The following is a 22,756-nucleotide window of genomic DNA, read 5'->3' as shown; positions in this document are numbered from 1 at the left end:
GTTTTGAATGATGAGAGTGGAAAGCCGAAAAAGGCACGTCAGCGCCAGTTCGCCCCCCTCTGTCGGCTCCGCCGACATCTCCCCCACACGGGGCGAGATCACCGAGACCGCAGTGCAAGGGAGAGAATGGTGAGCTCAGCGCAAAAGCAAAAGCAACCGAAAGTAAGGTGTTATCGGTCTTTCACTCGTTTCGGTTTGGCGAGCGGCCAGCCCCAATCCGATCTCCCTCCTTGTGGGGGAGATGCCCGGCAGGGCAGAGGGGGGTATTGCTAGGGCATAGAGGGCATTCCCGGAACAGAGTTGTCGGGACACTGGTGGCGGAAATCCAGCCCCCCAACCGCCCATCACCCCATTCACCCCCCTTGAAGCCTCTCGCCCGGCGTCCAGACCCGGACAGGCCGATCGCGTTGCACGAGATAAAATCCGTCAGCGGTCACCACCTGCCACGCCCCTGCCGTGCCATCCGGCCACAACACGCGGATCTCCGTGCCGGCCTCGTCGCCGATGCCGAAATGGTGCCAGCCGATCTTGCCGCTGGCATGGCCGCCGCCGACGGTCACTTCGCGCGTCAGCACGCGATCCCCGTGCCGCACCTCGATCCAGGCGCCGATCGCATCGCGGTTCGGCACGTCCTGGCGCAGCGCCAGTTGCAGGAAGTGTCCCGCAGCTTGCGTGTCGTTGCGCCAGATCTCGACGGGGGACCCTTGGTTGACGACGAGCAGATCGATGCGGCCGTCGAGATTGAAATCACTGAGTGCCGCGCCGCGCCCGCTTGCCGTGCTGGCGATGCCAGCCGTGTCGCCCATTTCGACAAACTTTCCGTCGCCGCCTTGGACCAGCAGGTTGTTCGGATCTTTTTCGGCAAAGTCCGGCATCTTGGCGACATTGCCCTTGGCAATGAAGAGGTCGACGAGCCCGTCATTGTTGACGTCCTCGAAATCGGTGTGCCAGGCAGTCGAGGGGCGGATTTCGCCGCCGGTATAGGGACGGTGCGCGGTCACGCCCCTGGCAAAGGCAATGTCGGCGAAACCCGGCTTCGGCTGTCCGGCCTTCGGCACTTCGGCCAAGACCTGCAGCTTGTTGTCGGCCATGCTGGTGAGGAAATAATCGGGATAGCGGTCGAAATTGACGTCGTAGCTCGCTATGCCCATGCCCCAGATGCGCAGGTAGCGCCAGCCGTCCTGCTGGCTGTAGAGCACCGGCTCCCTGCCGGGCTCTATGCGCCACATCTGCTCCTGGCCACCCTTGTAATATTCGCGATCGTTGGAGACGCGCAGCGACGGCGTGCCGGAGCGGTTCCAATCGGTGAACAGGATCGACAGGGGGCAGAACGACGGCTTCAACGCCAACGGCGGGGCAAAACGGCGGGCAGCGTCTGCTGCCGGGCGGTGCAGCCAGTTGTCGGTGCACGAGCCCCAGGGCTCGATGTCCTCGAACCGGTCGATGTAATTGCCGACGGCCAAAGTCGGCCAGCCGGCGCCCCGCTCGAAGGTTGCGGAAAAGGCGGTCGACCAGGCGTCGCCACCGTCAAAACCCCAGGCCTCGTTGGCGCGCTCGAAACGGCATTCGCCGAGACCGCGCATCGCGACATTCTCGCCGGAGCGCAGCAGCACGAGGTCTTGGACGCCGTCGGCATCGACATCCAGCGGATAGGCGCCGAGGACCTTGTCGAGTTCGAGGCCGGACCTGGCTTCGACAAACGACAGCGGGCCGGCGACGGTGCTGCGATTCTGGTAGAACTTGGCCGGTGCCTCGCCGCCGGCCAGCAGCAGGTCGGCAAAGCCGTCGGCATTGCAATCGAAGCTCGCGACGCCGCCGCCGACCATGAACTCCCAGTCGCCGCGATAGGTGCTGTCGATCCCCGCGGTCGCGGTTTCATCGACAAAACGCGGCACAAGCGGTTGCTTGCCCTCGGCGCCTGCAGCGCAAGCCGACAGGAGCAGGATTGTGAGGGTCGCCGACAACGGAAAACGGGCCATGGTCACTTTTGCGTGCCTCTTGCTCTCGGGTCAATATCGGGTGACGAGGGCGACGGCATGATCGCCGATGCAGCGGCCCTGATCGAGACCGCGCTCGATTGCGGCGCGGAAATGGATGCCGCCGTAGAGGCGCGAAATGCCGGCCTCTTCGGCAGCCGCCCAGAAATTCGGGAAACTGCGGTTTGGCAGGCCGTCCTTTTCATGGGTCGAATCGACGAAGGCCACGTTGTCGCCGAAGAAGGCGGTCAGTACCGCGGCAGCCGCACCCGACTGGGTGGAATGGCCGCTGGGATATTCGGGAAACGGCGGCGTGATCAGCAGCGCCTCCCATTTCGGGTCGATGATGCGCTTGATATAGGTGATCGGCCGCAGCAGATCGTATTCGAACTTGCTGTTCCAGCAGCCGATGAAGGCATCGGCGAGCGTCACGCCCAGGCGGGCGAGCAGGTCGGCGCGATCGGCGGCAGACGCCTTGCGCTCATCGAGAACATGCAGGGCGATCGAGATCCAGTGACCGGGCGGGGTCGGCGAGAGCATCGGATCGTCGGACCAGAAGCGGGCAATCGCCCGCTGTTCCGGCGTGATCGACTTGACCACGTCATGCACCTCCAGCGCTTCGATGTAGAAGGCGGAGCCCTTCTCTTCACTATAGGCGGGCGGTGGCGGCAGGCCGCAGCTCTTGCCTTCCGGCATGGCAAATGTCCGGTTCTTGCCCCATGCGGGCAGGAGCGGCTTCTGCTGCTGGTTGACCAGGCTAGTCGGCACCCAGTTGCCCGGCCCCTTGTTGAGCGCGAATTCGACCGGGAAGCCCATGTTTTCGACGGTCGCGCCGCCGTCATCCTTCGACCAGGCAAGGACATGGGCGACGACCGTGCGACCATAGTCTTGGCTGCGCGAGGCGAGATCCGGTGCAAGGCCGTCGGCAACCCTCGCCGCCATCTTCGCCTGCATGCGCGACAGCACCCGCTGTCCGGTCGGACCGGTATTGGCAAACAGCTGACCGACCGCCTCGGCCAGTGCCGCGTTGATGACCACCGCCTCGTCATAGGTCTTGGCGGGATCACGGCCGGCAAGCGGCGCCAGCCCGTTCAACTGGCCGGCCAGCGAGCGCCGCGCAGGATCGCCCGAGGCGGTCGCTTCATGGGCAATGACACCGAGATAGGCGAAGGCGCGGCTTGCGACCGGCGGCGAATAGGTCGCCGTGTGGCGGACCAGCTCGAGCACCAGGCGATACCAGTCATGGATCACCACATCGGCACCGGGTCGTTCGGCGGCGGCCAGCGGCGCAGACCAGACGGAAAAGATAATCAAGCCGATTGCGCCGATGCGCCGCCAGATTGCGTTCATTGCCCCCTCCCCGAGGTTTTGAATGCCGACCCTCCCGAAACCGGGGTCCCAAGGTCGTGGTGAAAGAGGATAAAGCATGGCCCCGGCCAACTCGCAAGAGTTGCCCTGCGAGAGTGTTGGGGCGAGAGTGTTGGGGCGAGAGTGTTGGGGGCAAGACTGGTGTGGCAAGAGTGTTGCCGGAAACGAATGACCTCAGATCAGGCCGAAGGCGCGACCGGCAAGGCTTGCGGCAAAGACCAGGAGAAAGCTGGCCGCGAGACGGCCGAAGACGATCGGGCGGGCGCTGGCGGCGCGGCGAAGCACGGTGGCGCCGAACGCGACCCAAAGAAGCGCCGCGGTGACGGTCAATGCCGCGAAGACCGCCAGATGGGGCAGCGGCTCCAGGACGGAAGTGACGGACGGCGGGATCAGAGCAAGGCCGATGATGAGGCCCTTCGGGTTGAGGACCGTGGTGACGTAGACGCCGCGGAAGGTGACAGGGCTTTCGCCACCGAGCCGCGGCGGGTGACGCCACAGGCGGGCGGCCAGCATCACCACCCAGATCGCGGCGACAAGCTTGACGGCGAGCGCTGCCTGCGGCTGGCCGGACAGCCAGGGGCCGGCAAAGGTGGAAAGCGGGATGATGGTGGTGAGATAGCCGGCAAGCTCGGCGCCGACCAGGGGCAAGGAGCGGCGCATGCCGGCAGAGGCACCGGAGACCGCCAGAAGCGTATTGGTCGGGCCGGGCGTCAGCAGCAACAGCAGCACGGCGATGACAAAGGCTGGCAGGGCCAAGACGGGGCCTCCCTCTCGATGATGTCCCAATGCCTTAGCAGGTGATCCGGCCCACCGATTTGACTTCGGTCAAAGACGATCGATTGCCCCTGGGGACAGTGCGGACAGTGGTCAATCGCCACTCGCCAGCGGTCGAAACTCGGATCAGGACCGGATCCGGGCAACCCAGGCGCGGGCAACGGCGAGACCGGCCTCGTCCGAGGCGCGGCCATGGGTCATGGCCAGGGCGGGATGGCGCTCCAGCCAGCCCGGCTCCTTGCGCTCGATGACTTCTGGAAAGGCTGCTTTCCAGTCATCGACGACCTGACGGTCGGCCTCGAAATGGAACTGGAAACCGTAAGCCGCGCGACCGAGGCGAAAGGCCTGGTGGCGGGCGCTCGCGTTTTCAGCGAGATGCACGGCGCCTGGCGGCAAGGTAAACGTATCGTCGTGCCACTGGAACGACAGGAAACTGTCGGACACCGCGGCGAAGATCGGATCGGCCTTGCCGTGATCGGTCTTTTCGATCACGCGCCAGCCGAATTCCGGTGCCGCCCCGATCAGGTTGTCGCCGCCATAGGCGCGGGCGAGCAACTGGCTGCCGAGACAAATGCCGAGCACCGCCTTGCCGGCATCGCCATAGGCGCGCATCAGGGCCGAGAGATCAGCCAGATAAGGATGCTTCTGGTCGTCGCGGGCGTTCTGCTCGCCACCGAGCACCACTAGCGCCTCATAGTCATCGAGCGTCGGCAATGGAGCGCCGGTATAGGCGGGGATGACAGTGACCTCGGCGCCGGCTTCGGCCAGCGCCTGACCGACCTGACCGGGATAGGAAACCTTCATGTTTTCAACGATGGCGACGCGCATGGGATCCGTTGCTTGGAATCATCAGGAGCCGCCACGAAAGCATGGCTGATGCTTTGCCGCAAGGGCGCGACCGGCGTCGCGCCCCGCTTTCTCAATTGGCGCGCCCGGCGCCCAGGACGTGTTTTCAGAATGTCTTTTTCAGGCGGGCGTCGACGGAATGGGCATTGCCGCCACGGCTGGCGAAGAACAGCGTGACGGCCGCCCAGATGATCGACTTTTCGGCGCCGGAGAAGCCCTGGCTCATGGTGACCCAGTGGAAATAGACCGTGACCAGCAGAACGATCGTGGTGGCGAGGGCCGCGACACGGGTGAAGAGACCGATTGCCAAAAGGATGCCGCCGAGGAATTCGGTGACGGCCAGCAGCGGCGACCAGAAGACGCCGGGATAAAAGCCGAGGCCTTCGACCATCTGGACCGCGCCGAAGGGGTCGGCGATCTTGCCGCTGCCATGGACGACGAGGCAGACACCGGCGACGACGCGCAGCACGGTTTCGACGATCTCGTGTGTCGAGCGATAAAGCGGCGCGACCGCTGGCACGATGAGGCGGTTGGTTTCGGTGGCAGACATCGATGAACTCCTTGGAAAAAATGATCGATTGCCTCTTGGCGTAACAATGCCAGAGTGGCAATTGGCCGCAGATCAAAAGAAGAGCGCCGAAGTTAACTTATCCGTGATGTCGGAGACATGAGATGACACCAGAGACGAAAGAGAGGCCGCGGATCTCGATCACCTATTGCACGCAGTGCAACTGGCTGCTGCGCAGCGGCTGGATGGCGCAGGAACTGCTGCACACGTTCGCGGCCGATCTCGGCGAGGTCGCGTTGATCCCCGGCACCGGCGGTATTTTCGAGATCCGGCTGAACGGGGAACTGCTGTGGGAGCGCAAGCGCGACGGTGGCTTTCCGGGACCAAAGGAACTGAAGCAGCGGGTGCGCGACGCAATCGACCCGGATCGCGACCTTGGCCATGTCGATCGGATCCATGCGGAGCGCGACAGCGGCCTCGATACCTGATCGGCCATCAAAAAAGGCGGCTGATGAAAGCCGCCTTTCCGGTTCTGCTGTTGTGACCGTCGCTCAGCCGAAGGGTGAACGGCAGGTCTTGAAGTAACCCGAGGACGACAGGAACTGATTCGTCCTTGGATTGTAGGAGCGATACCGGTCGAGGCACCAGTCGATATGGCGGTCCCAGCTGCGGCCGGGTCTCGCATAGACCGGCGGTGGCGGCGGGCGGCGATAGCCGGGCTGAACATAGACCGGCGGACGGCCGTAGACCGGAGGGCGTCCATAGCCCGGTAGCGGACGACCATAGTCCGGGTCGACATAGACCGGGGGTCGACCATAACCCGGCGGCGGCGGTGGCGGGCGGCGATAGCCCGGCGGCGGCCGATCCCAGGTCTCATAACATCCGTTGAAGTCGCAGACCATGTCCACCGGCTGCATATCGCCCGACGTCGTCATCTGCGCCGGCTCGGCCCGCGACACCGGCGACGCGGGCATGATGGTGGCGGCCTGGGCCACGGCGACCAGGCTTTCGACCCCGATCATGGCGAGCGCCAGAATTGCTGTTCTCTTTCTCATCGTCGATTTTCCTGTCTTCGACATCGATTCGCTGGCCTGCCCGGCGAAACGGACGGCAGCCTGACGAATAAAAAGCGTTTCGATCACGGCTTTTTCACGGCGTTGTCAACAGGTTCGCCGCGAGCATGTGTCTGAAAGGTCAGCAAAACCGGGCTTGAGACGCGATGCGGCCAGCCCGATGAAGAATGTATATGCGGCTTCGACATGAAAACTTCAAAAAGCCGATTGACAGGGGGAGTCTGTCGCTTTACATGGCTCCTCGTCGCCCAGATGGCGGAATTGGTAGACGCGCCAGCTTCAGGTGCTGGTACTCGAAAGGGTGTGGAGGTTCGAGTCCTCTTCTGGGCACCAAATTCCCATTCATACCAAGGCCTTGGCCATGGTGATGAAACTAAAAAAGCCCGGTTCTCCGGGCTTTTTTTATGCCTGCGTTTTGGCCCGATAGCGTGTTTGCGGACGCACCCGCAAGCATCGGCCAACGCGGGATCGAGCTGCCCTGGAGGGCACTGCAATCGCGAGAGGAATATTGCAATGGATGAGACTGTCGCTATCGAATCGCGCAGCGATTTTGCCCTCTGGGCAATCGAGCGGGCGAAAGAAATCGTCAGCCAGGAAGGTTCGGCGCTGGCGCTTGCCTCACGCGACATGAACGAGGAGGCGATCCGCGACGCGGGCCACGCACTCGGGGCCGCGATCAGCGAAGCGCTGCTCGAAGTGTTCGATGGACTGATCGGCGAGGACGAATAGGCCGAAGCCGGCGCTCAATCCAGAACGCGCGGATTGACGCCCGGATACCAGCCCCGGCCCGAAGTCGGCGGCTGGGTGCCCTGGTAGATGATTCCGTTCTTTTCGCAGCGATAGATGGTTTGCGGCAGGCTGTTGCGAATATCGCGGGCATCGATTCGCCTTGGAGCTGCCGTCATGGTCTCGCATCTGTAGCCATCGCCAAACAGTTGCGGGTCCTGCGGCTTGACGCCCGGCAGATCGGTGAACGTGTCCTTGCCCGCCTTCTGCCACTCGACGCCGCTGCCGGCGGCGAAGGATGCGGCCGGCGAAAGCGTCAGCAGAACCATCCCCAGCACGCTCGCAATCCTTGCCATTCTCGTCGCCGCGATGCGGTGAGGGAGCGGGAGGGCTGAATTCGACTGGATCATGGGGAAGGCTTCCGATGCGGGGTTCATGATCCCGATATAAGAAATCGACGGTCCGGCACCAAGTGCGCGCTCATCACGTTTCAGCGATGGGGCGGCGATAGCCTGTCGGTGTGTCATACAACCAGCCGATGCGTTCGATGGCGTCTTCGAGGCCCTCGCGCGCCACTGTCATAGTGTGGCCATTGGCATGGATCATCGACCGCGCATCCTCCATGACGGCGACATGGCCCTTCCAGAAGACGAGATCTCCGCGGCGGAGCTCTTCACGGCCGATCGGTTTTCCGAGGCTTGAAGCCTGCATGTCGCTGTCGCGCGGGGCGACACGGCCGGTCATGCGAAGCGCCAGTTGCACGAGACCGGAACAATCGATGCCGAAGCCGGATCTGCCGCCCCACAGATAGGGTGTTTCGACAAAACGGGCGATCACGGCGACATAGTCGCTTTCGACGGGCAGACCGACCGGGCCACAGTGATTGGCGACAAGGGCGCCACCATCGGCGAGGAGCAGATAACGTGTGCCGCGCGTCTCGGCTTCACCGACCGACGTAAAGGTGCTGCCCATGGACAGCGCTGCCTTGACCGGAAACCGGAGATCCTGACCGGAATAGACGAAGGTGCGCGGGGTGAGGACAACATGGGTCGAGGCCGTGACAGGGCCAAGGCTTGCCTCCGGCAGATAGCCGACATAACCATCGGCATCGGCCTTGATCCAGGCCCAGCCGTCGGCGCGATCCAGGACACGAACCGTTTCGCCGAGCAGGAGCTGGGTGTCGATACCGGAGCCTGGATCCGGCCGTGGGCGCAGGTCGACGACCGGCTGGCCGACCATGGCGGGTTCGCCATCGGTGAACCGCACGGCTTCCACCTTGCCCTGCAGGGCGGTTTCGGCAAGATCGGGTCGGTAGGCGTTGAGCCTGCGGTCGAGCATCATGTCAGTTGTCCATCAATGCGTTTGTTGTCCATCAAAAGCGGTCGATCAGTCGAGGGCACGGGTTCCAAGGGCGCGGGCCTGGGCAATGACCCGGTCGCCGAATTTCTCCAGAAACAGCGCGCCGCCGACGGTACGCTTGACCACCACACTGCGCCGGTCAAGCGCATCGCGGACACGGTCGACAAGCCCCATTTCGCCCAACGTATCCAGCGCCCGGGTAACGACCGGCTTGGTCACGTCGAGGGTTGCCGCAAGGCCCCGCACGGTGTGCGGCGGCGGCACGAGATAGATCTCCAGCAGGATGGCCAGCTGGCGCATGGTCAGATCCGGCCCGTCCTCGCGGACCTGCTGCAGGGTTACCCGATGCCAGAGGCCGAGCGCCTGGGTTGCGGTCAGTTCAAGGCTCATGGCCGGCTTCCGAAATGGTCATTGCGGGCATCTTTCCGGCAAACAGCGCGCCGATGCAAGAGGCCCGCAAGGACGTGACTATTTCCAGCCGGTCTGGAGATAACGATACAGAGCGCGGATGCCCTGCGCCTCGCCGCCGACCGGCGAATGCGGACGCTCGCTCTGCGACCAGCCGAAGATATCGAGATGCAGCCAGGTACGCTCCCTCGACACGAAGCGCTTGAGGAAGAGGGCTGCGGTGATCGCACCGGCCATGCCGCCGGCCGGCGCATTGGTCAGGTCGGCGATCTGGGCCTTGAGCATGCGCTCATAGCCCTTGTGCAGCGGCAGGCGCCACAGGGGATCATCGACCTCGAGGCTGGCATCGGCGAGATCATCGGCGAGGTCTTCGTCATCGGTGAAGAAGGGCGGCAGATCCGGGCCGAGTGCGACGCGCGCGGCACCGGTCAGCGTCGCCATGTCGATGAGCAGATCGGGATTTTCGGCATCGGCATAGGCCAGGGCATCGGCGAGAATCAGGCGGCCTTCGGCATCGGTATTGTCGATCTGTACCGTCAGGCCCTTGCGGCTGCGATAGACGTCGCCCGGACGGAAGGCATTGCCGGCGATGGAATTTTCGACTGCCGGAATGACCACCGTCAGGTCGATCTTCAGCTTGGCGTCCATGATCATCAGGGCGAGGCCAAGCACATTGGCGGCACCGCCCATGTCCTTCTTCATCAAAAGCATCGAGGAGGACGGCTTGATATCGAGGCCGCCGGTGTCGAAGCTGACGCCCTTGCCGACCAGGGTCAGCTTGCGATGGCCCTTCTTGCCCCAGCGCATCTCGATCAGGCGCGGCGCGACCGTCGAGGCGCGGCCGACCGCATGGATCAGCGGAAAATTCTTCTCCAGCAGTTCGTCGCCGGTGGTGACGGTGACCTCGGCCTTGTAGTGCTCGGCGAGACGGCGGACCGCCGCTTCGATATCGGCCGGGCTCATGTCATTGGCGGGCGTGTTGATCAGGTCGCGGGCGAGATAGACGCCGGCAATCTGGCGCTTGATGTCGGCGGCATCGGCATCCTGCGGGATGAGCAGCTTCGGTTCGGTCGGGCGTTCCGAGCGATAGCGATCGAAGCTGTAGGCGCCGAGGCCATAGCCGAGCAGCAGGCGGTTGGCGGTCAGCGGCGCGGTCTCGATATGCCAGTCGCCGGCCGGCAGCGTGCGGGCGAGCTTGCCGGTGAGAAACGGGCTTTCGGACGGATTGGCGCCCAGACCGAAGAGCGCGCCACCGAGATGGCCCTCTTCCGTCGGGATCAGCAGCAGGGAGCCGGCTTCTGCCTTGAAGCCCGCTTTTCTGGCCCAGTCGAGGGCGAGCGGCTCAAGCGTGCCGGTCTCGACATGGGCCGGCGTGACCGCGAAGATCGGCAGGGTCTTGCCGCCCTTGGTGCTGAAGTGGGTCGGGCGTTCTATGTACTGGAAGGGGGCCATGGCTGCTGCTTTCAAGAGAATCGGCGTCGACAGAATTAACACTCCGTTAGGGTTAACAGATTATTGCTTGAGTGGAGGTTACGTCACGCTGTTGAAGCCGATGACGCAGAAAACCAGACTTTCGGGATAGCAATCATGGCCAACCGGCATAATTCCTCGCGCCGCCGCATGCAGACCCTCGGCGGAATCGGTCTTGTCATCGCAGCGCTGACATTGAGCGGCTGCGCCGGCCGGGAAAAACCGCTGATCACCGGCTCCATTCCTAAGCTGTCGAAACCGGTCGATTCGATGACCGGGCCGGAACTGGCGCGGGCATCCGAGACGATCGGCAAGGCCTATGAGGCCAATCCGAAGGATCGCAATACCGGCCTCAGCTATGCCAATGTGCTGATGATGTCGGGCCGCAACGCGCAGGCGCTGGCCGTGATGCAGCAGGTGGCGATCGCCCATGCCAATGACCGCGAAGTGCTGGCCTCGCTCGGCAAGGCGCAGGCAGCGGCCGGGCAGCTGGAAAAGGCGCTGGGCACGATCGCCCGCGCGCAGACACCGGACCGTCCCGACTGGAAGCTCTATTCGGCCGAAGGCGCCGTGCTCGACCAGCTCGGTCGCTCCGGCGATGCCCGCGGTCGCTACCGGATGGCGCTCGACATCCAGCCGGGCGAACCGAGCGTGCTGTCCAATCTCGGCATGTCCTATGTGCTGTCCGGCGACCTGAAGACCGCCGAGACCTATCTCAACCAGGCATCGCAGCAGCCGACGGCCGACAGCCGCGTGCGGCAGAACCTGGCGCTGGTGGTCGGCCTGCAGGGACGTTTCCAGGAGGCCGAGCAGATCGCCTCGCGCGAACTCGACCCACAGCAGGCGGCTGCCAATCTCGAATACCTGCGCGGCATGCTGGCGCAGCAGAACTCCTGGAAGCAGCTTGCCGCCGACGGCAAGCCGAAGAAAAGCGGCTGAGGCCTGATCGGCGATAAAGCAACAGTGTCATCGCCTGGCTAGTCCGCTGAGCCGGCCTCGTCCGGCAGGACCAGTCGCGAACGGCCGCTGGTCAGATCCTGGACAAGCCTTGCCACCTGATCCTCGTCGCCTAAACGCAGGGTGACGGTGAGCGCAGCACCTTGCGCTTCGAAAGCCTCGACCAGCGACACATGCGGCAGGGCGAGCAGCCTTGCCTTGACCAGCGCCAGATCGGCAAAGCCGGCAACCACCGCGCCCGTCAGCATCGGAATGATCTCGACCTTTTCGCCGAGGCGCAAGGCGGCGGCGGCCGAACCGCCATAGGCGCGCATCAAACCGCCGCTGCCCAGCAGAATGCCGCCGAACCAGCGGGTGACGACAACGGCGACCCCATCGAGATCCTGTCCGTCGATCGCCTGCAGGATCGGCTTGCCAGCGGTGCCGGACGGTTCGCCGTCATCGGAAAACCGGTAGGCCTGGCCGAGGCGCCAAGCCCAGCAATTGTGGTTTGCCGTGTCATCGCGATGGGCCGCGAGGAAGGCCTTGGCCTCATCCTCACTGGCAATCGGGGCGGCATGCGCGACAAAGCGGCTCTTCTTCACGTCCTGGGAAAACGCGACGGGCTGAAGGAGAGAAAAACGCATGGCGATGAACAGGCTCTGGATCTGGCGGATTGAAACGTTGTGCCACGCTACAGGCGCGCGTGCGCCGGTTCCAGCGGAAAGCAGCGCCAGCGGATCTGGGCGTCAGCGGATATGGGCGCGATTGCCGTCCAGCCACTGGCCGAGGGCGGCAATCACCGAGAGCCTGAGGCTCGCCCTCATCGCCAGTGCCTTTGCCAGCGCATGGTCGTCGGCGGGAAAGCCCATTTCGGCCATCACGGCGCGCGGCGACAGGCGCCTTGCGCGCATGACCGCTTCGATCCGCTCGATTGTGGCGGGAAGCAGGTAGCGGCCATTGGCAATCAGCGGCTCGGCCGGGATGGTAGTGTTTACAGTCGGGCGCGCGTCTGCGGTGGTGGCGGCGATCATGGGGGTGCTGATGGGCGTGGCGCCACTGGCAACCGTCGACGCCCTGTCATGCAGGAGTGCAAGGGATGGCGCGATGCCGTTGGCCCGGGTTTCGGCAGCGACGAAGTCGAGGAAGGCCTCGCGGTCCTCCGTGGTGGCCTGAGCCCAGGCCTTGATCAGCTTCTTCAGATGATTGCGCTTGGGCTTTTTCGACATGACCGGCCTTCTCTTCGATCCCCGGTCCTTACCCCGCCCGGCGACGGAGCGCGAGAAAAAATCATTGGCCGATGCGAGGCTTTGAAGAAGGGCCGAATTCTCCAGCGACAACAGGCAGATCCTCGCTCGAGATGGCACAGCGCAGGCGCGTGAATATTAGCAAAACACGTTGCAGAGCAAGCAGTCGTTAACCTTTATTTTCTACTGATGGAGTGCTTGCCAGCTCTCCCGTTTCTCGTCAGCGATCAGGTTTTCAATGCATCCTCCCCGCCAAAATTCCGTGTTTTCCGCCAATACCTTAGGGGAAAAGCCGACGACGAAGGCACCGGCTTCCGGTCCCGCTGCAGTGCAGGCGACTGCCGTGCCGGGGCAGATTTCTCAGGGGCAAACTTCTCAGGGTGGGCCGCGCGCGGGGACGGACCAGCTGGCTGCCAGCCAGATCGAAGGGCGCAGCGAGATGCCGGCCTGGCAGACCGCTTTCGTGCTGGGTCCGAACGTGCGCTTCACGCGCACACCGGACAAGACGCCAAATCAGGCACAAACCCAGCTTCCGGGCCAGATCCCCGGACAGACGTCTGGACAGCGCGGCGAACCCGAAACCGTGGAGCCGTTGGTGGCCGCAACGGTGCCGGCTACCGTGACCCCGCCTTTGGCAAAACCGACCGTGGCCGCGCCGCGCGCGCCGGCGTCCGTTACCCTGCCGCAGCCGCCGGATGCGGTCGGCGCGCGGGCGCTGACCTACAAGCTGCGCCGCGAACTGGCGCGCCAGCAGGCCGAACTGGCGGCCTGGGCCGAATCGCAGGGGCAGGAAATGCCGATGATCGCCGCGCAGGCCCATAGCCCGGTGCCAGCCGCCGCGCCGACAACCGCAATGCAGGTCAGTCAGGTAGTACAGGCCAGTCAGGCAGTGCAGGCAAACATTGTCCCGGCACCGCGTGCGATGATGCCCAGCAGGATTGCCGCTTCGGCACCGAACGAGCCGCGCGTGGAGCAGCCAACGATGGTGCGCAACGCCTTCCTGCGCGGTCCGGTGCAAGCGCAACAACAGCAGCAACAGCATCAACAGCCGCAGCAGAATGCGGCTCTCGCCACCGCCGCCACGTCCACCGGAGCGCAGACGAAAGCAATGACCGCGCATGCCATCGCTGCAACGCGCGCATCGGAGAGCCCTGCATCGGCTGTCCAGGTTTCGGCGACACAGGTACCGGCTTCCATGGATGTTCCGGCGCAGACGCAACACGCCGCAGCGCCGGGTCGGGCACCGCTGGACCTGAGCATATTGTTGTCAGACCATATCTTTTTCGAAGCGATGATCGATGTCGGTGAGGCGCCGATCGAAGCCTTGGCGGTATCGAAGCCGCCGGTCGCTCCTGCTATCGGAGCCCCTGCGCTTGCTCCTCTCCCTGCGCCTCATATGAACCCAGGCGTGAGTGCTGTCCGGTCGGCGATCCACACGCCCACCCCGGCACAGCCACCGGTGCGCTCACGGATCGCGGCGCGTGCCGAGGTGGTGCGCTATCGCCCGGACGTCGCCGTTCAGCCGCAGAATGCGCAGACTGTCAGGCCCGTGTTCGACGCGCCGGATGGCTCGGTGATTGCACTCTACCGCCAGGTTGAGGCCCGCATGCCGATCGTGTTCGGCGACGCACAGGCCATGGTCGAGGCCGTGCCGGCGCTAAGCGAGGGAGCCTCTCCCCTGCAATCGCCGCCTTCCTCGGCACCGCAGCCGTTCACCAGCTCCCTGCCGATCGCCCAGGCGTTGAAGGCACGCCAGCCGCTTTTCCGCGAACAGCCGGCGCTGGCCGAGGGCGAATACGAGCTGCCGCCGATCGATCTCCTGCAGGAAGCGCAGGTGCTGGATGCGCCGGCGATGAGCCCTGAGGCGCTTGAGCAAAGCGCAGGTCTGCTGGAAAACGTCCTGGAAGATTTCGGCATCAAGGGCGAAGTGATCGACGTGCGACCGGGTCCGGTCGTCACGCTCTATGAATTCGAGCCGGCACCGGGGGTCAAATCCTCGCGCGTCATCGGTCTGTCCGACGATATCGCCCGCTCGATGTCGGCCCTTTCGGCCCGTGTCGCCGTGGTGCCCGGCCGTAATGTTATCGGCATCGAACTGCCGAACCCGGTGCGCGAAACCGTTTACCTGCGCGAACTGATCGAAACGGCGGATTATGCCGAGACGCGGTTCAAGCTGCCGGTGTGCCTGGGCAAGACCATCGGCGGGGAGCCGGTGATTGCCGAGCTGGCCAAGATGCCGCATCTGCTGGTGGCGGGAACGACCGGATCCGGCAAATCGGTGGCGATCAACACGATGATCCTGTCGCTGCTCTACCGGCTGCGGCCGGAAGAATGCCGGCTGATCATGGTCGATCCGAAAATGCTCGAGCTTTCGGTCTATGACGGCATCCCGCATTTGCTGACGCCTGTCGTGACCGACCCGAAGAAGGCGGTGATGGCGCTGAAATGGGCCGTGCGCGAGATGGAAGATCGCTACCGGAAAATGAGCCGGCTCGGCGTGCGCAATATCGACGGCTACAATTCACGCGCAGCCGCGGCGCGCGCCAAGGGCGAGACCATCCTGTGCAGCGTGCAGACCGGTTTCGACCGCTCGACCGGCGAGCCGACCTATGAGCAGGAAGAAATGGACCTGGCGGCCATGCCTTACATCGTCGTCATCGTCGACGAGATGGCCGACCTGATGATGGTCGCCGGCAAGGAGATCGAAGGCGCGATCCAGCGGCTGGCGCAGATGGCGCGTGCCGCCGGCATACACCTGATCATGGCGACGCAGCGTCCCTCGGTGGACGTGATCACCGGCACGATCAAGGCGAACTTCCCGACGCGCGTTTCCTTCCAGGTGACGTCGAAGATCGACAGCCGCACCATTCTCGGCGAGCCGGGTGCAGAACACCTGCTCGGCCAGGGCGACATGCTGCACATGGTCGGCGGCGGGCGCATTGCCCGCGTGCACGGGCCATTCGTATCGGACGAGGAAGTCGAAAAGGTTGTCGCCCATCTGAAGACGCAAGGCCGGCCGGAATATCTCGGCACGGTGACCGAGGATGCCGACGAGATGGACGAAACGGCCGAGGAAGACGGCGCCGTATTCGACAAGTCGGCAATGGGCGAAGAAGATGCCAGCGATCTCTACGACAAGGCGGTGAAGGTCGTGCTGCGCGACAAGAAGTGCTCGACATCCTATATCCAGCGCCGCCTGTCGATCGGCTACAACAAGGCGGCCTCGCTGGTCGAGCGCATGGAGCAGGAAGGCCTGGTCGGCCCGGCCAACCATGTCGGAAAACGCTCGATCATTGCCGGCGGTCGCGAGATCAGCCCATTGCCGGATAGCGACATCGAAGGCTGAGGCCAAGCGCGGTTCGAAACGCGGCCGCCATGGGACACAAGCGAAGCCCGGCAGGTCATGGCCATGTACCAAAGAAAAACGGCGCCTCCCGAGGGGAAGGCGCCGTTTTTCCGTTAGTCAGTCAATACGCGCTCAGCTATCTGGCGTGAGCGTCATCGAGGTGCCGGTGGCTGCCAGGTTGAGGCCGAGCTGACCGGTCACGCTGATCGTCTGCAGGTGGATCGAGCCGGAGGTGCCGCCCACCAGGATATTGGCGCCGACACCGGCGCCGACCGTCGCTTCCGCCGTGATGCCCTGGTAAAGACCGCCGAGCGACCCGCGATGATAACCGGCCGTGGGGGCGAAGACCGCCCAGATCAGGCTGCCCTTGGTGGTGAAACCGAGGTCGACACCCATCTTGCGCAGTGCGCCCGTGTAGCGGTCAAGCGGCTCGCTGCCGATGGTCGAGGTGAAGACGCAATCGACCTCCTTGGCGGAACCGACGACAAAACCGACGCCGCCGCCGACATTGCACTGGAGGTAACCAATGCGGACACCACCGCGCTGGTCAGCTTCCTGATAGGTGGGAACGGGATCCTGGCGGGTAGTCGTATCTGCCGACAAGGCGGCGCCTGCGCTGGTCAGAACCGGCAGTGCGGCGAGCGCAACGGCGAAAGTCTTCTTCATGTTGTACTCCTTCAAAACTTGAACCTGCCCTCCGATGACCACGCATCCGAGCCGGTAGGCTAGGTGTGATTAACGCATATGGCGAAAGAATGATCCCTCGATGCTTTTGTATCGTCTTTCAGTGATGGATCGGTGCCAGGCCTGCGGGAACTCGCGTCAATGCCGAAGCGTGTTCGTGCCGGATGGCCCGAGCGGTCGACAAAAGCAATTTGGCGGCGTGCAGGGCACGCCGCCAAATCGGCATCACATTGGGTCCGGTCCGGTCTGCCGTCAGTAGGACTGATAGGCAGAAATGACCGCGGTGATCTGGTCGGGGGTGAGCGCGGCAACCTGCGCCGTGGTGATCGCCTGCAGCTGGGCGCTTGACAGGTTGGCGATGTCGGCTGTCGACAATCCGGCAAGGGCTGCGGAATTGATCGAGGCGATGTCACCCGTCGAGAAGGTCGCCAGATCTTCGGCTTCAAGCGCGGCAATCTGCACCGAACTGAGGCCTGCGACCTGGGTGGAGGTCAGGACCTCGACCTGCTGGGTCGACAGGGCGCCGATCTGGGCCGTGGTCATGCCGACAATGGCGCTCGGCGAGAGAGCGACCATCTGATCGGTGGTCAGGCTGGCGATATGGCCAGTGCCGAGGGCTGCAACCTGGATGGCGTTCAGTGCGCCGATCTGCGCGGTGCTCAAGGTTGCCACCTGGCTCGAGGTCATGGCCCTGATCTGGCTGAAGATCAGCGCGCCGAACTGGGCAGTGCTCAAGGCGGCGACATGGGCGGTCGACAGGGCCGCGATATTGGCCGTCGACAGTCCACCGATCGCCGTGGCGCTGATGGCTGCAAGATCCCCCGTCGAGAAGGTCGCGAGGTCTTCGGTCGTCAAGGCACCGAGCTGCGTCGAGGTCAAAGCGCCGATCTGGGCCGAGGACAGGGCGTCGACCTGGGCGGTGGACAGGGCATCGATCTGCGCCGTCGTCAGACCCGGAATGGCACCAGTGCCGAGTGCTGCGATCTGGGCTGTCGTCAGCGATGCAACATTCGATGCAGACAGGCCCGAGAGACCGGCCGCGCTCAGCGCTGCAATCTGCGTCGTGGTCAGATTGCCGACCTGGGTCGAGCTCAGCGCACCCACCTGAAGGGAGGTGAGGCCGTTCAGCTGGGCAGCGCTCAGGGAGGCGACCTGCGATGTCGTCAGGGCAGAGACGGTGGCTTCCGACAAGCCGGCAATGGCCGACGCGCTGATCGCCGCGATATCCGCTGTCGAGAAGGTGGCAAGGTCCTCATGGCTCAGCGCGCCGATCTGCGTGGCGCTGAGAGCTGCAATCTGCGTCGCGGACAGGGCTTCAACCTGGCCGGTCGACAGGGCGTCGATCTGGGCGGCACTCAAGCCGCGGATCGCCGTCGCGGAGAGGGCTGCGATCTGATCGTTCGACAGGGCGGCGATGTTGCCGGTGGACAGGCCCTGCAGAGCCGTCGAGCTCAGCGCGGAGATCTGCGTCGTGGTGAAACCGCCGAGCTGGCTGGATTTCAACGCCTCGACCTGGGCCGAACTCAGTGCCGCGACCTGAGCCGTGGTCAGCGCGGAAACCTGTTCGGCGGTCAGGGCGGCAATATTGGCCGTCGACAGACCGGCAATGGCCGCTGCCGTGATCGCTGCGATATCTGCAGTCGAGAATGTCGCCACGTCGGCCGTACCAAGGGCTGCCAGCTGCGCCGATGCCAAAGCGGCAATCTGCAGCGTGGAGAGTGCGTCGACCTGAGCCGTCGTCAGCGCCTCGATCTGGTCCGGGGTCATGCCGGCCACCGCCGCGGTATTCAGGGCGGCGATCTGCTCGGTGGACAGCGATGCGATCGTCTGGCTGGACAATGCATTGGCTTGCGCCGACGTCAGCACGGAAAGCTGCGCCGTGCTCAGCGCCGCGAGCTGGGCGGAACTCAGCACTTCGATCTGGCTGGATGACAGCGCCACGATCTGGGCCGTCGCCAAGGCGGCGATCTGATCGGATGTCAGCGCCGCGATATTGGCCGTGGACAGGCCGGGAATGGCCGTGGATGTGATCGCAGCCAGATCCGCCGTGGAGAAGGTGGCGATATCCGCCGTGCTAAGAGCGGAGATCTGGGCCGAGCTCAGGCTGGCAACCTGCGACGAGGTAAGCGCCTCAACCTGGAGGGTGCTCAGGGCCTCGATCTGCGCTGCCGTCAAGCCCGGGATTGCCTTGGTGCTGAGGGCGGCAATCTGGTCATCGCTCAGTGCTGCGATCGTGCCTGTCGCCAGACCGGAGACACCGGCCGAGGTCAATGCGCCAATCTGAGAGGTGCTGAGGGCCGCGATCTGCTCGGTGCTCAAGGCTTCGACCTGATCCGATGTCAAGGCTGCGACCTGGGCCGTGGTCAGCGCCTCGATCTGGTCGGCGCTCAGAATTGCAATGTTGGACGTCGACAGGCCGGAGATGGCCGCGGCACTGATCGCGGCAATATCGGCAGTCGAGAAGGTCGCCAGTTCGGCGTCGCTCAACGCGGCGATCTGGGCCGAACTCATGGCGCCGACGAGAACCGAGGTCAACGCTTCGGCCTGTTCCACCGTCAGGGCTTCAATCTGGGCCGTGGACAGGCTTGCGAAGGCCTTGGTGCTGAGGGCGGCGACCTGATCGGCCGTCAAAACCGGAATGCTGGCCGTGGCCAGGCCCGGAATGGCCGTCGACGAAATGGCACCAATCTGTTCCGGGGTCAGGGTGACCAGCTGAGACGTGCTCAGGGCTTCAATCTGGGACGACGAAAGGGCTGCGACCTGGCTGGTCGTCAAAGCCGCCAGCTGTTCAGCCTTGAGGGCCGCGATATTTGCGGTGGGAAGACCCGGGATGGCTGCAGTGCGAATGGCCGCGATTTCATCGGCCGAGAAGGTCGCAAGATCCTCGGTGCCGAGAGCTGCCACTTGGGCGGATCCCAAGGCCGCGATCTGCGACGATGACAGGGCTTCGATCTGTGACGTGCTCAAGGCTTCGATCTGCGTGGAGGTCAGGCCGGCGACGGCCTTGGTACTGAGCGCCGATACCTGGTCGATCGTCAGCGCCGCGATGCTTTCGCTGGACAGGGACTTGATCTGGGTCGAGCTCAGCGCACCGAACTGGGCGGCGGTCAGGGCGGCGATCTGGACGGCGCTCAGGGCTTCGATCTGGGTGGTCTTGAGGGCTGCAATCTGGCTCGTCTTCAGGGCCGCGGTCTGGCTTGCCGTCAGCGAGGCGATCAGGTCGGTCGACAGGCCGCCCACCGCTGCCGTGCTCAAGGCTGCCATTTCGTCGACCGAGAAGGTCGCGAGATCCTCGGTGCCGAGAGCGGCAACCTGCGCCGATCCGAAAGCGGCGATCTGGGTCGAGGACAAGGCGTCGATCTGGCTGGTGCTCAGGGCTTCGACCTGCGACGAGGTCAGGCCCGAAATCGCCCGGGTGCTCAGGGCCGCAATCTGGGCCGTCGTCAAGGAGCTGACGGTCGAGCTCGACAGGGCGGCGATCTGAAGCGAGGTCAGCGCGCTTATCTGCGAGGTGCTCAGAGCCGCGAGCTGGCTGTCGGTCAGGGCGACAATCTGGGTGGTTTTCAGGGCAGCGATCTGCGCGGTTTTCAGGGCTGCCGCCTGCGCCGTGGTCAGTGCTGCGACGCCATCCGAAGACAGGCCCGCCAATGCAGACGAATTGATCGCGGCGATTTCCGCGGTGGTAAAGGTTGCGATGTCCTCGGCGCCGAGAGCGGCGATCTGGGTCGAACTCATCGCCGCGATCAACGTTGATGTCAGCGCTTCTGCCTGCTCGGTGCTCAATGCGGCAATCTGGGCAGAGCTCAGGCCGCTGACCGCCTTGGTGCTGAGGGCCGCGATCTGGGCCGTGGTCAGGGCGGCAATGCTCTCGCTGGCCAATGCCTTGATCTGCGTGGCGCTCAGGGCCGAGAACTGCGCCGTGGTGAGCGCTGCGATCTGCCCGGTGCTGAGGGCCGCAAGTTGGGTGGTCTTCAGCGCTGCGATCTGGGTGGTCTTCAGCGCAGCCGCCTGATCGGAGGTGAGAGCCCCGATATTCGCGGTCGAGAGGCCGGCAATGCCGGCCGTGGAAATCGCCGCGATCTCGGCGGTGCTGAAGGTCGCAAGGCCTTCGGCGCTCAAGGCCGCAATCTGGGCCGAGGTCATCGCCGCAATCTGGGCCGACGAGAGCACATCGATCTGTGCCGATGACAATGCGGCAACCTGTGTCGATGTCAGGCCTGTGATCGCCTTGCTGCTGAGGGCGGCGATCTGCGCGGTGGTCAGGCCGGCAACGCTATCGCTCGACAGCGCCTTGATCTGGGTGGAGCTCAGCGCGGCAAACTGCGCCGTGGTCAGGGCTTCGATCTGGCTGAAGCTCAGCGCGGCTATCTGGGTGGTCTTGAGGGCTGCAATCTGGGCGGTCTTGAGGGCGGCAGCCTGATCCGAGGTCAGGGCCGCGATATTGGACGTGTTCAGGCCGGAGATCGCAGCGGAGCTCAGAGCCGCAATCTCTTCGGTGCTGAAGGTGACGATATCTTCGGTGCCGAGAGCCGCGACCTGGCTGGAATTCAGGGCAGCGATCTGGGCCGAGGACAGAGCCTCGACCTGCGCGGTGGTCAGGGCCGCTACCTGCGACGAGGTCAGACCCGTGATCGCCTTGCTGGTCAGAGCGGCAACCTGGGCCGTGGTCAGATCGGCGACCCTCTCACCGGACAGAGCCTTGATCTGGGTCGAGCTCAGGGCTGCAATCTGGGCGGTCGACAGGGCCTCGATCTGGGTCGAGTTCAACGCTGCCATCTGGGTCGTCTTCAACGCGGCGATCTGGGCCGTCTTCAAGGCCGCAATCTGGGCGGAGGTCAGCGCCGCGACAGCGGATGTGCCCAGCCCGGCCATGCCGGCCGAGCTGATGGCGGCCATCTCTTCCGTGGTGAATGTGGCGATGTCTTCGGCTGCCAGTGCCGTCATCTGGGTCGAGGTCAGGACGGCAATCTGGGTGGCAGAAAGGGCTTCGACCTGGGTGCTGGACAGGGCCGCGATCTGGCCCGTGCTCAGACCGACGATCGCCTTGCTGCTGACGGCGCTGATCTGCGCGGCGCTCAGTTCAGCGATGGTTTCATTCGTCAGGGCCTTGATCTGGGTGGAGGTCAGGGCGGTAATCTGGGTGGTCGACAGAGCGTCGACCTGGGTGGTGGTCAGGGCCGCAATCTGGTTCGTCTTCAACGCTGCGATCTGAGCGGTCGTGAGCGCCGCCGTTTGCTCGGAGCTCAGGGCGGCGATCGTGGCTGTGGGAAGACCCGACAGGGCCGCCGTGCTGATGGCTGCAATTTCGGCGGTGGTGAATGTCGAGATGTCTTCCGGCGTCAAGACCGCCAACTGGCTCGACTTGAGCACCGCGATCTGGGCGGCCGACAAGGCTTCGATCTGCTGCGAGCCCAGACCGTCGATCTGGGCCGTGCCCAATGCGGCGACCTGGGCGGTGACCAGACTGCCGATCTTGTCGGTGGTCAGTACGGACAACTGATCGAGGCTCAGACTGACGATGGCCGCTGCGGTGATCGCGCTGATCTGCGTCGTCGAGAAGACGGCGAGATCTTCCGTCTCAAGGGCACCGACCTGCGCCGAGGAGAGCGCCTTGATCTGCACCGTCGACAGGGCCGCAGCGTCTTCCGTTGTCCAGGCTGCGATGGCAGACGTCGAGAGGGATCTGATCTGGCTGACGCTCAGCGAAGGAATGGTCGTGCTCATAAACAAATCCCTTTGATTCTATCCAAACTGAAATCCACCGACGCCGACACGAGAGAAGAAACAGCTCTCCCGTTGTCCGCACGGCATCACGCAAACCGGGCGCCGGCTTTCACCGGGCGCGCAACGGCAGGCATGGAAAGACTTCAGCCCACCACATGGAACAATCTATGAGGGCATGGGCTTGCCCGAAGCTGGCTTGCGTTCGGGCTGAAGGCGGACGGGCGCCAGTAACGGTCTGACGGGCGAGGTTGTCCGATCACAAAAGGCGGGTTGCACAGAAGCTGCAGCCACCCATGTTGCGAAGGTCTCGG

General features: G+C 64.2%; 18 protein-coding genes and 1 tRNA gene. 5 read left to right on the top strand and 14 right to left on the bottom strand.

Annotated elements, in window-relative coordinates:
• Nucleotides 1-353: 353 nt before the first annotated feature.
• The 5 genes from IM739_RS04030 to IM739_RS04010 all read right to left on the bottom strand — a co-directional run bounded on the left by IM739_RS04030 (nt 354) and on the right by IM739_RS04010 (nt 5,514).
• A complete protein-coding gene (locus tag IM739_RS04030) occupies nt 354-1,979 on the bottom strand; it encodes a CRTAC1 family protein (RefSeq protein ID WP_237369940.1) in 1,626 nt (541 codons plus the stop codon).
• 30 nt (nt 1,980-2,009) lie between these two features.
• Nucleotides 2,010-3,326, bottom strand: coding sequence for a vanadium-dependent haloperoxidase (locus IM739_RS04025; protein ID WP_237369939.1), 1,317 nt, complete (start codon nt 3,324-3,326; stop codon nt 2,010-2,012).
• 192 nt (nt 3,327-3,518) lie between these two features.
• Nucleotides 3,519-4,100 carry a LysE family translocator gene (locus tag IM739_RS04020; protein ID WP_237369938.1) on the bottom strand — a complete coding sequence of 194 codons (582 nt, stop codon included), beginning with the start codon at nt 4,098-4,100 and terminating at the stop codon, nt 3,519-3,521.
• A gap of 144 nt (nt 4,101-4,244) precedes the next feature.
• Nucleotides 4,245-4,946 (bottom strand): type 1 glutamine amidotransferase, encoded by a 702-nt coding sequence (locus IM739_RS04015; protein WP_237369937.1) that lies wholly within the window; start codon nt 4,944-4,946, stop codon nt 4,245-4,247.
• A gap of 124 nt (nt 4,947-5,070) precedes the next feature.
• Entirely contained in the window at nt 5,071-5,514 is a 444-nt protein-coding gene (locus tag IM739_RS04010) for a DoxX family protein (RefSeq protein ID WP_237369936.1), read from the bottom strand.
• Nucleotides 5,515-5,636: 122 nt separating this feature from the next.
• Here IM739_RS04010 and IM739_RS04005 point away from each other — a divergent pair, with 122 nt between their 5' ends.
• The gene (locus IM739_RS04005; protein ID WP_237369935.1) at nt 5,637-5,960 is read left to right on the top strand and encodes a SelT/SelW/SelH family protein; all 324 of its coding nucleotides are present in this window, start codon (nt 5,637-5,639) and stop codon (nt 5,958-5,960) included.
• 63 nt (nt 5,961-6,023) lie between these two features.
• Here IM739_RS04005 and IM739_RS04000 read toward each other — a convergent pair whose 3' ends face one another.
• Nucleotides 6,024-6,527 (bottom strand): BA14K family protein, encoded by a 504-nt coding sequence (locus tag IM739_RS04000; protein WP_237369934.1) that lies wholly within the window; start codon nt 6,525-6,527, stop codon nt 6,024-6,026.
• Between the two features lie 264 nt (nt 6,528-6,791).
• Here IM739_RS04000 and IM739_RS03995 point away from each other — a divergent pair.
• Nucleotides 6,792-6,878, top strand: a tRNA-Leu gene (locus tag IM739_RS03995).
• 180 nt (nt 6,879-7,058) lie between these two features.
• Nucleotides 7,059-7,274: a hypothetical protein gene (locus IM739_RS03990; protein ID WP_007600292.1), complete on the top strand. Its 216-nt coding sequence runs from the start codon at nt 7,059-7,061 to the stop codon at nt 7,272-7,274.
• Between the two features lie 14 nt (nt 7,275-7,288).
• Here IM739_RS03990 and IM739_RS03985 read toward each other — a convergent pair whose 3' ends face one another.
• From IM739_RS03985 to IM739_RS03970, 4 genes are all read right to left on the bottom strand, one after another.
• The gene (locus tag IM739_RS03985; RefSeq protein WP_237369933.1) at nt 7,289-7,627 is read right to left on the bottom strand and encodes a hypothetical protein; all 339 of its coding nucleotides are present in this window, start codon (nt 7,625-7,627) and stop codon (nt 7,289-7,291) included.
• A 127-nt stretch (nt 7,628-7,754) separates the two neighbouring features.
• Nucleotides 7,755-8,612: a C40 family peptidase gene (locus tag IM739_RS03980; RefSeq protein ID WP_237369932.1), complete on the bottom strand. Its 858-nt coding sequence runs from the start codon at nt 8,610-8,612 to the stop codon at nt 7,755-7,757.
• A 45-nt stretch (nt 8,613-8,657) separates the two neighbouring features.
• The gene (locus IM739_RS03975; RefSeq protein WP_237369931.1) at nt 8,658-9,020 is read right to left on the bottom strand and encodes a MarR family transcriptional regulator; all 363 of its coding nucleotides are present in this window, start codon (nt 9,018-9,020) and stop codon (nt 8,658-8,660) included.
• 78 nt (nt 9,021-9,098) lie between these two features.
• A complete protein-coding gene (locus tag IM739_RS03970) occupies nt 9,099-10,490 on the bottom strand; it encodes a leucyl aminopeptidase family protein (RefSeq protein ID WP_237369930.1) in 1,392 nt (463 codons plus the stop codon).
• 135 nt (nt 10,491-10,625) lie between these two features.
• On the opposite strand from IM739_RS03970, the gene IM739_RS03965 reads away from it, so the two are divergent.
• Nucleotides 10,626-11,447 carry a tetratricopeptide repeat protein gene (locus IM739_RS03965; protein ID WP_442981088.1) on the top strand — a complete coding sequence of 274 codons (822 nt, stop codon included), beginning with the start codon at nt 10,626-10,628 and terminating at the stop codon, nt 11,445-11,447.
• 38 nt (nt 11,448-11,485) lie between these two features.
• Here IM739_RS03965 and IM739_RS03960 read toward each other — a convergent pair whose 3' ends face one another.
• Both IM739_RS03960 and IM739_RS03955 read right to left on the bottom strand, forming a co-directional pair.
• The gene (locus IM739_RS03960; RefSeq protein ID WP_237369929.1) at nt 11,486-12,091 is read right to left on the bottom strand and encodes an IMPACT family protein; all 606 of its coding nucleotides are present in this window, start codon (nt 12,089-12,091) and stop codon (nt 11,486-11,488) included.
• Between the two features lie 102 nt (nt 12,092-12,193).
• Entirely contained in the window at nt 12,194-12,673 is a 480-nt protein-coding gene (locus IM739_RS03955; protein WP_237369928.1) for a hypothetical protein, read from the bottom strand.
• A gap of 256 nt (nt 12,674-12,929) precedes the next feature.
• Here IM739_RS03955 and IM739_RS03950 point away from each other — a divergent pair, with 256 nt between their 5' ends.
• Nucleotides 12,930-16,037: a DNA translocase FtsK gene (locus tag IM739_RS03950; protein ID WP_237369927.1), complete on the top strand. Its 3,108-nt coding sequence runs from the start codon at nt 12,930-12,932 to the stop codon at nt 16,035-16,037.
• A 132-nt stretch (nt 16,038-16,169) separates the two neighbouring features.
• Here the strand turns inward: IM739_RS03950 and IM739_RS03945 are convergent, their stop codons facing one another.
• Together IM739_RS03945 and IM739_RS03940 are read right to left on the bottom strand one after the other, a co-directional pair.
• Nucleotides 16,170-16,703: a DUF992 domain-containing protein gene (locus tag IM739_RS03945; protein ID WP_237369926.1), complete on the bottom strand. Its 534-nt coding sequence runs from the start codon at nt 16,701-16,703 to the stop codon at nt 16,170-16,172.
• A gap of 270 nt (nt 16,704-16,973) precedes the next feature.
• Nucleotides 16,974-22,445, bottom strand: a complete 5,472-nt coding sequence (locus IM739_RS03940) for a beta strand repeat-containing protein (RefSeq protein WP_237369925.1) — start codon at nt 22,443-22,445, stop codon at nt 16,974-16,976.
• Nucleotides 22,446-22,756: the final 311 nt, after the last annotated feature.

This window comes from Rhizobium sp. SL42, assembly GCF_021729845.1.
GTDB lineage: Bacteria > Pseudomonadota > Alphaproteobacteria > Rhizobiales > Rhizobiaceae > Allorhizobium.
Note: the sequence above shows the minus strand (reverse complement) of the source record. Positions and strands in the feature narration are given on the sequence as shown.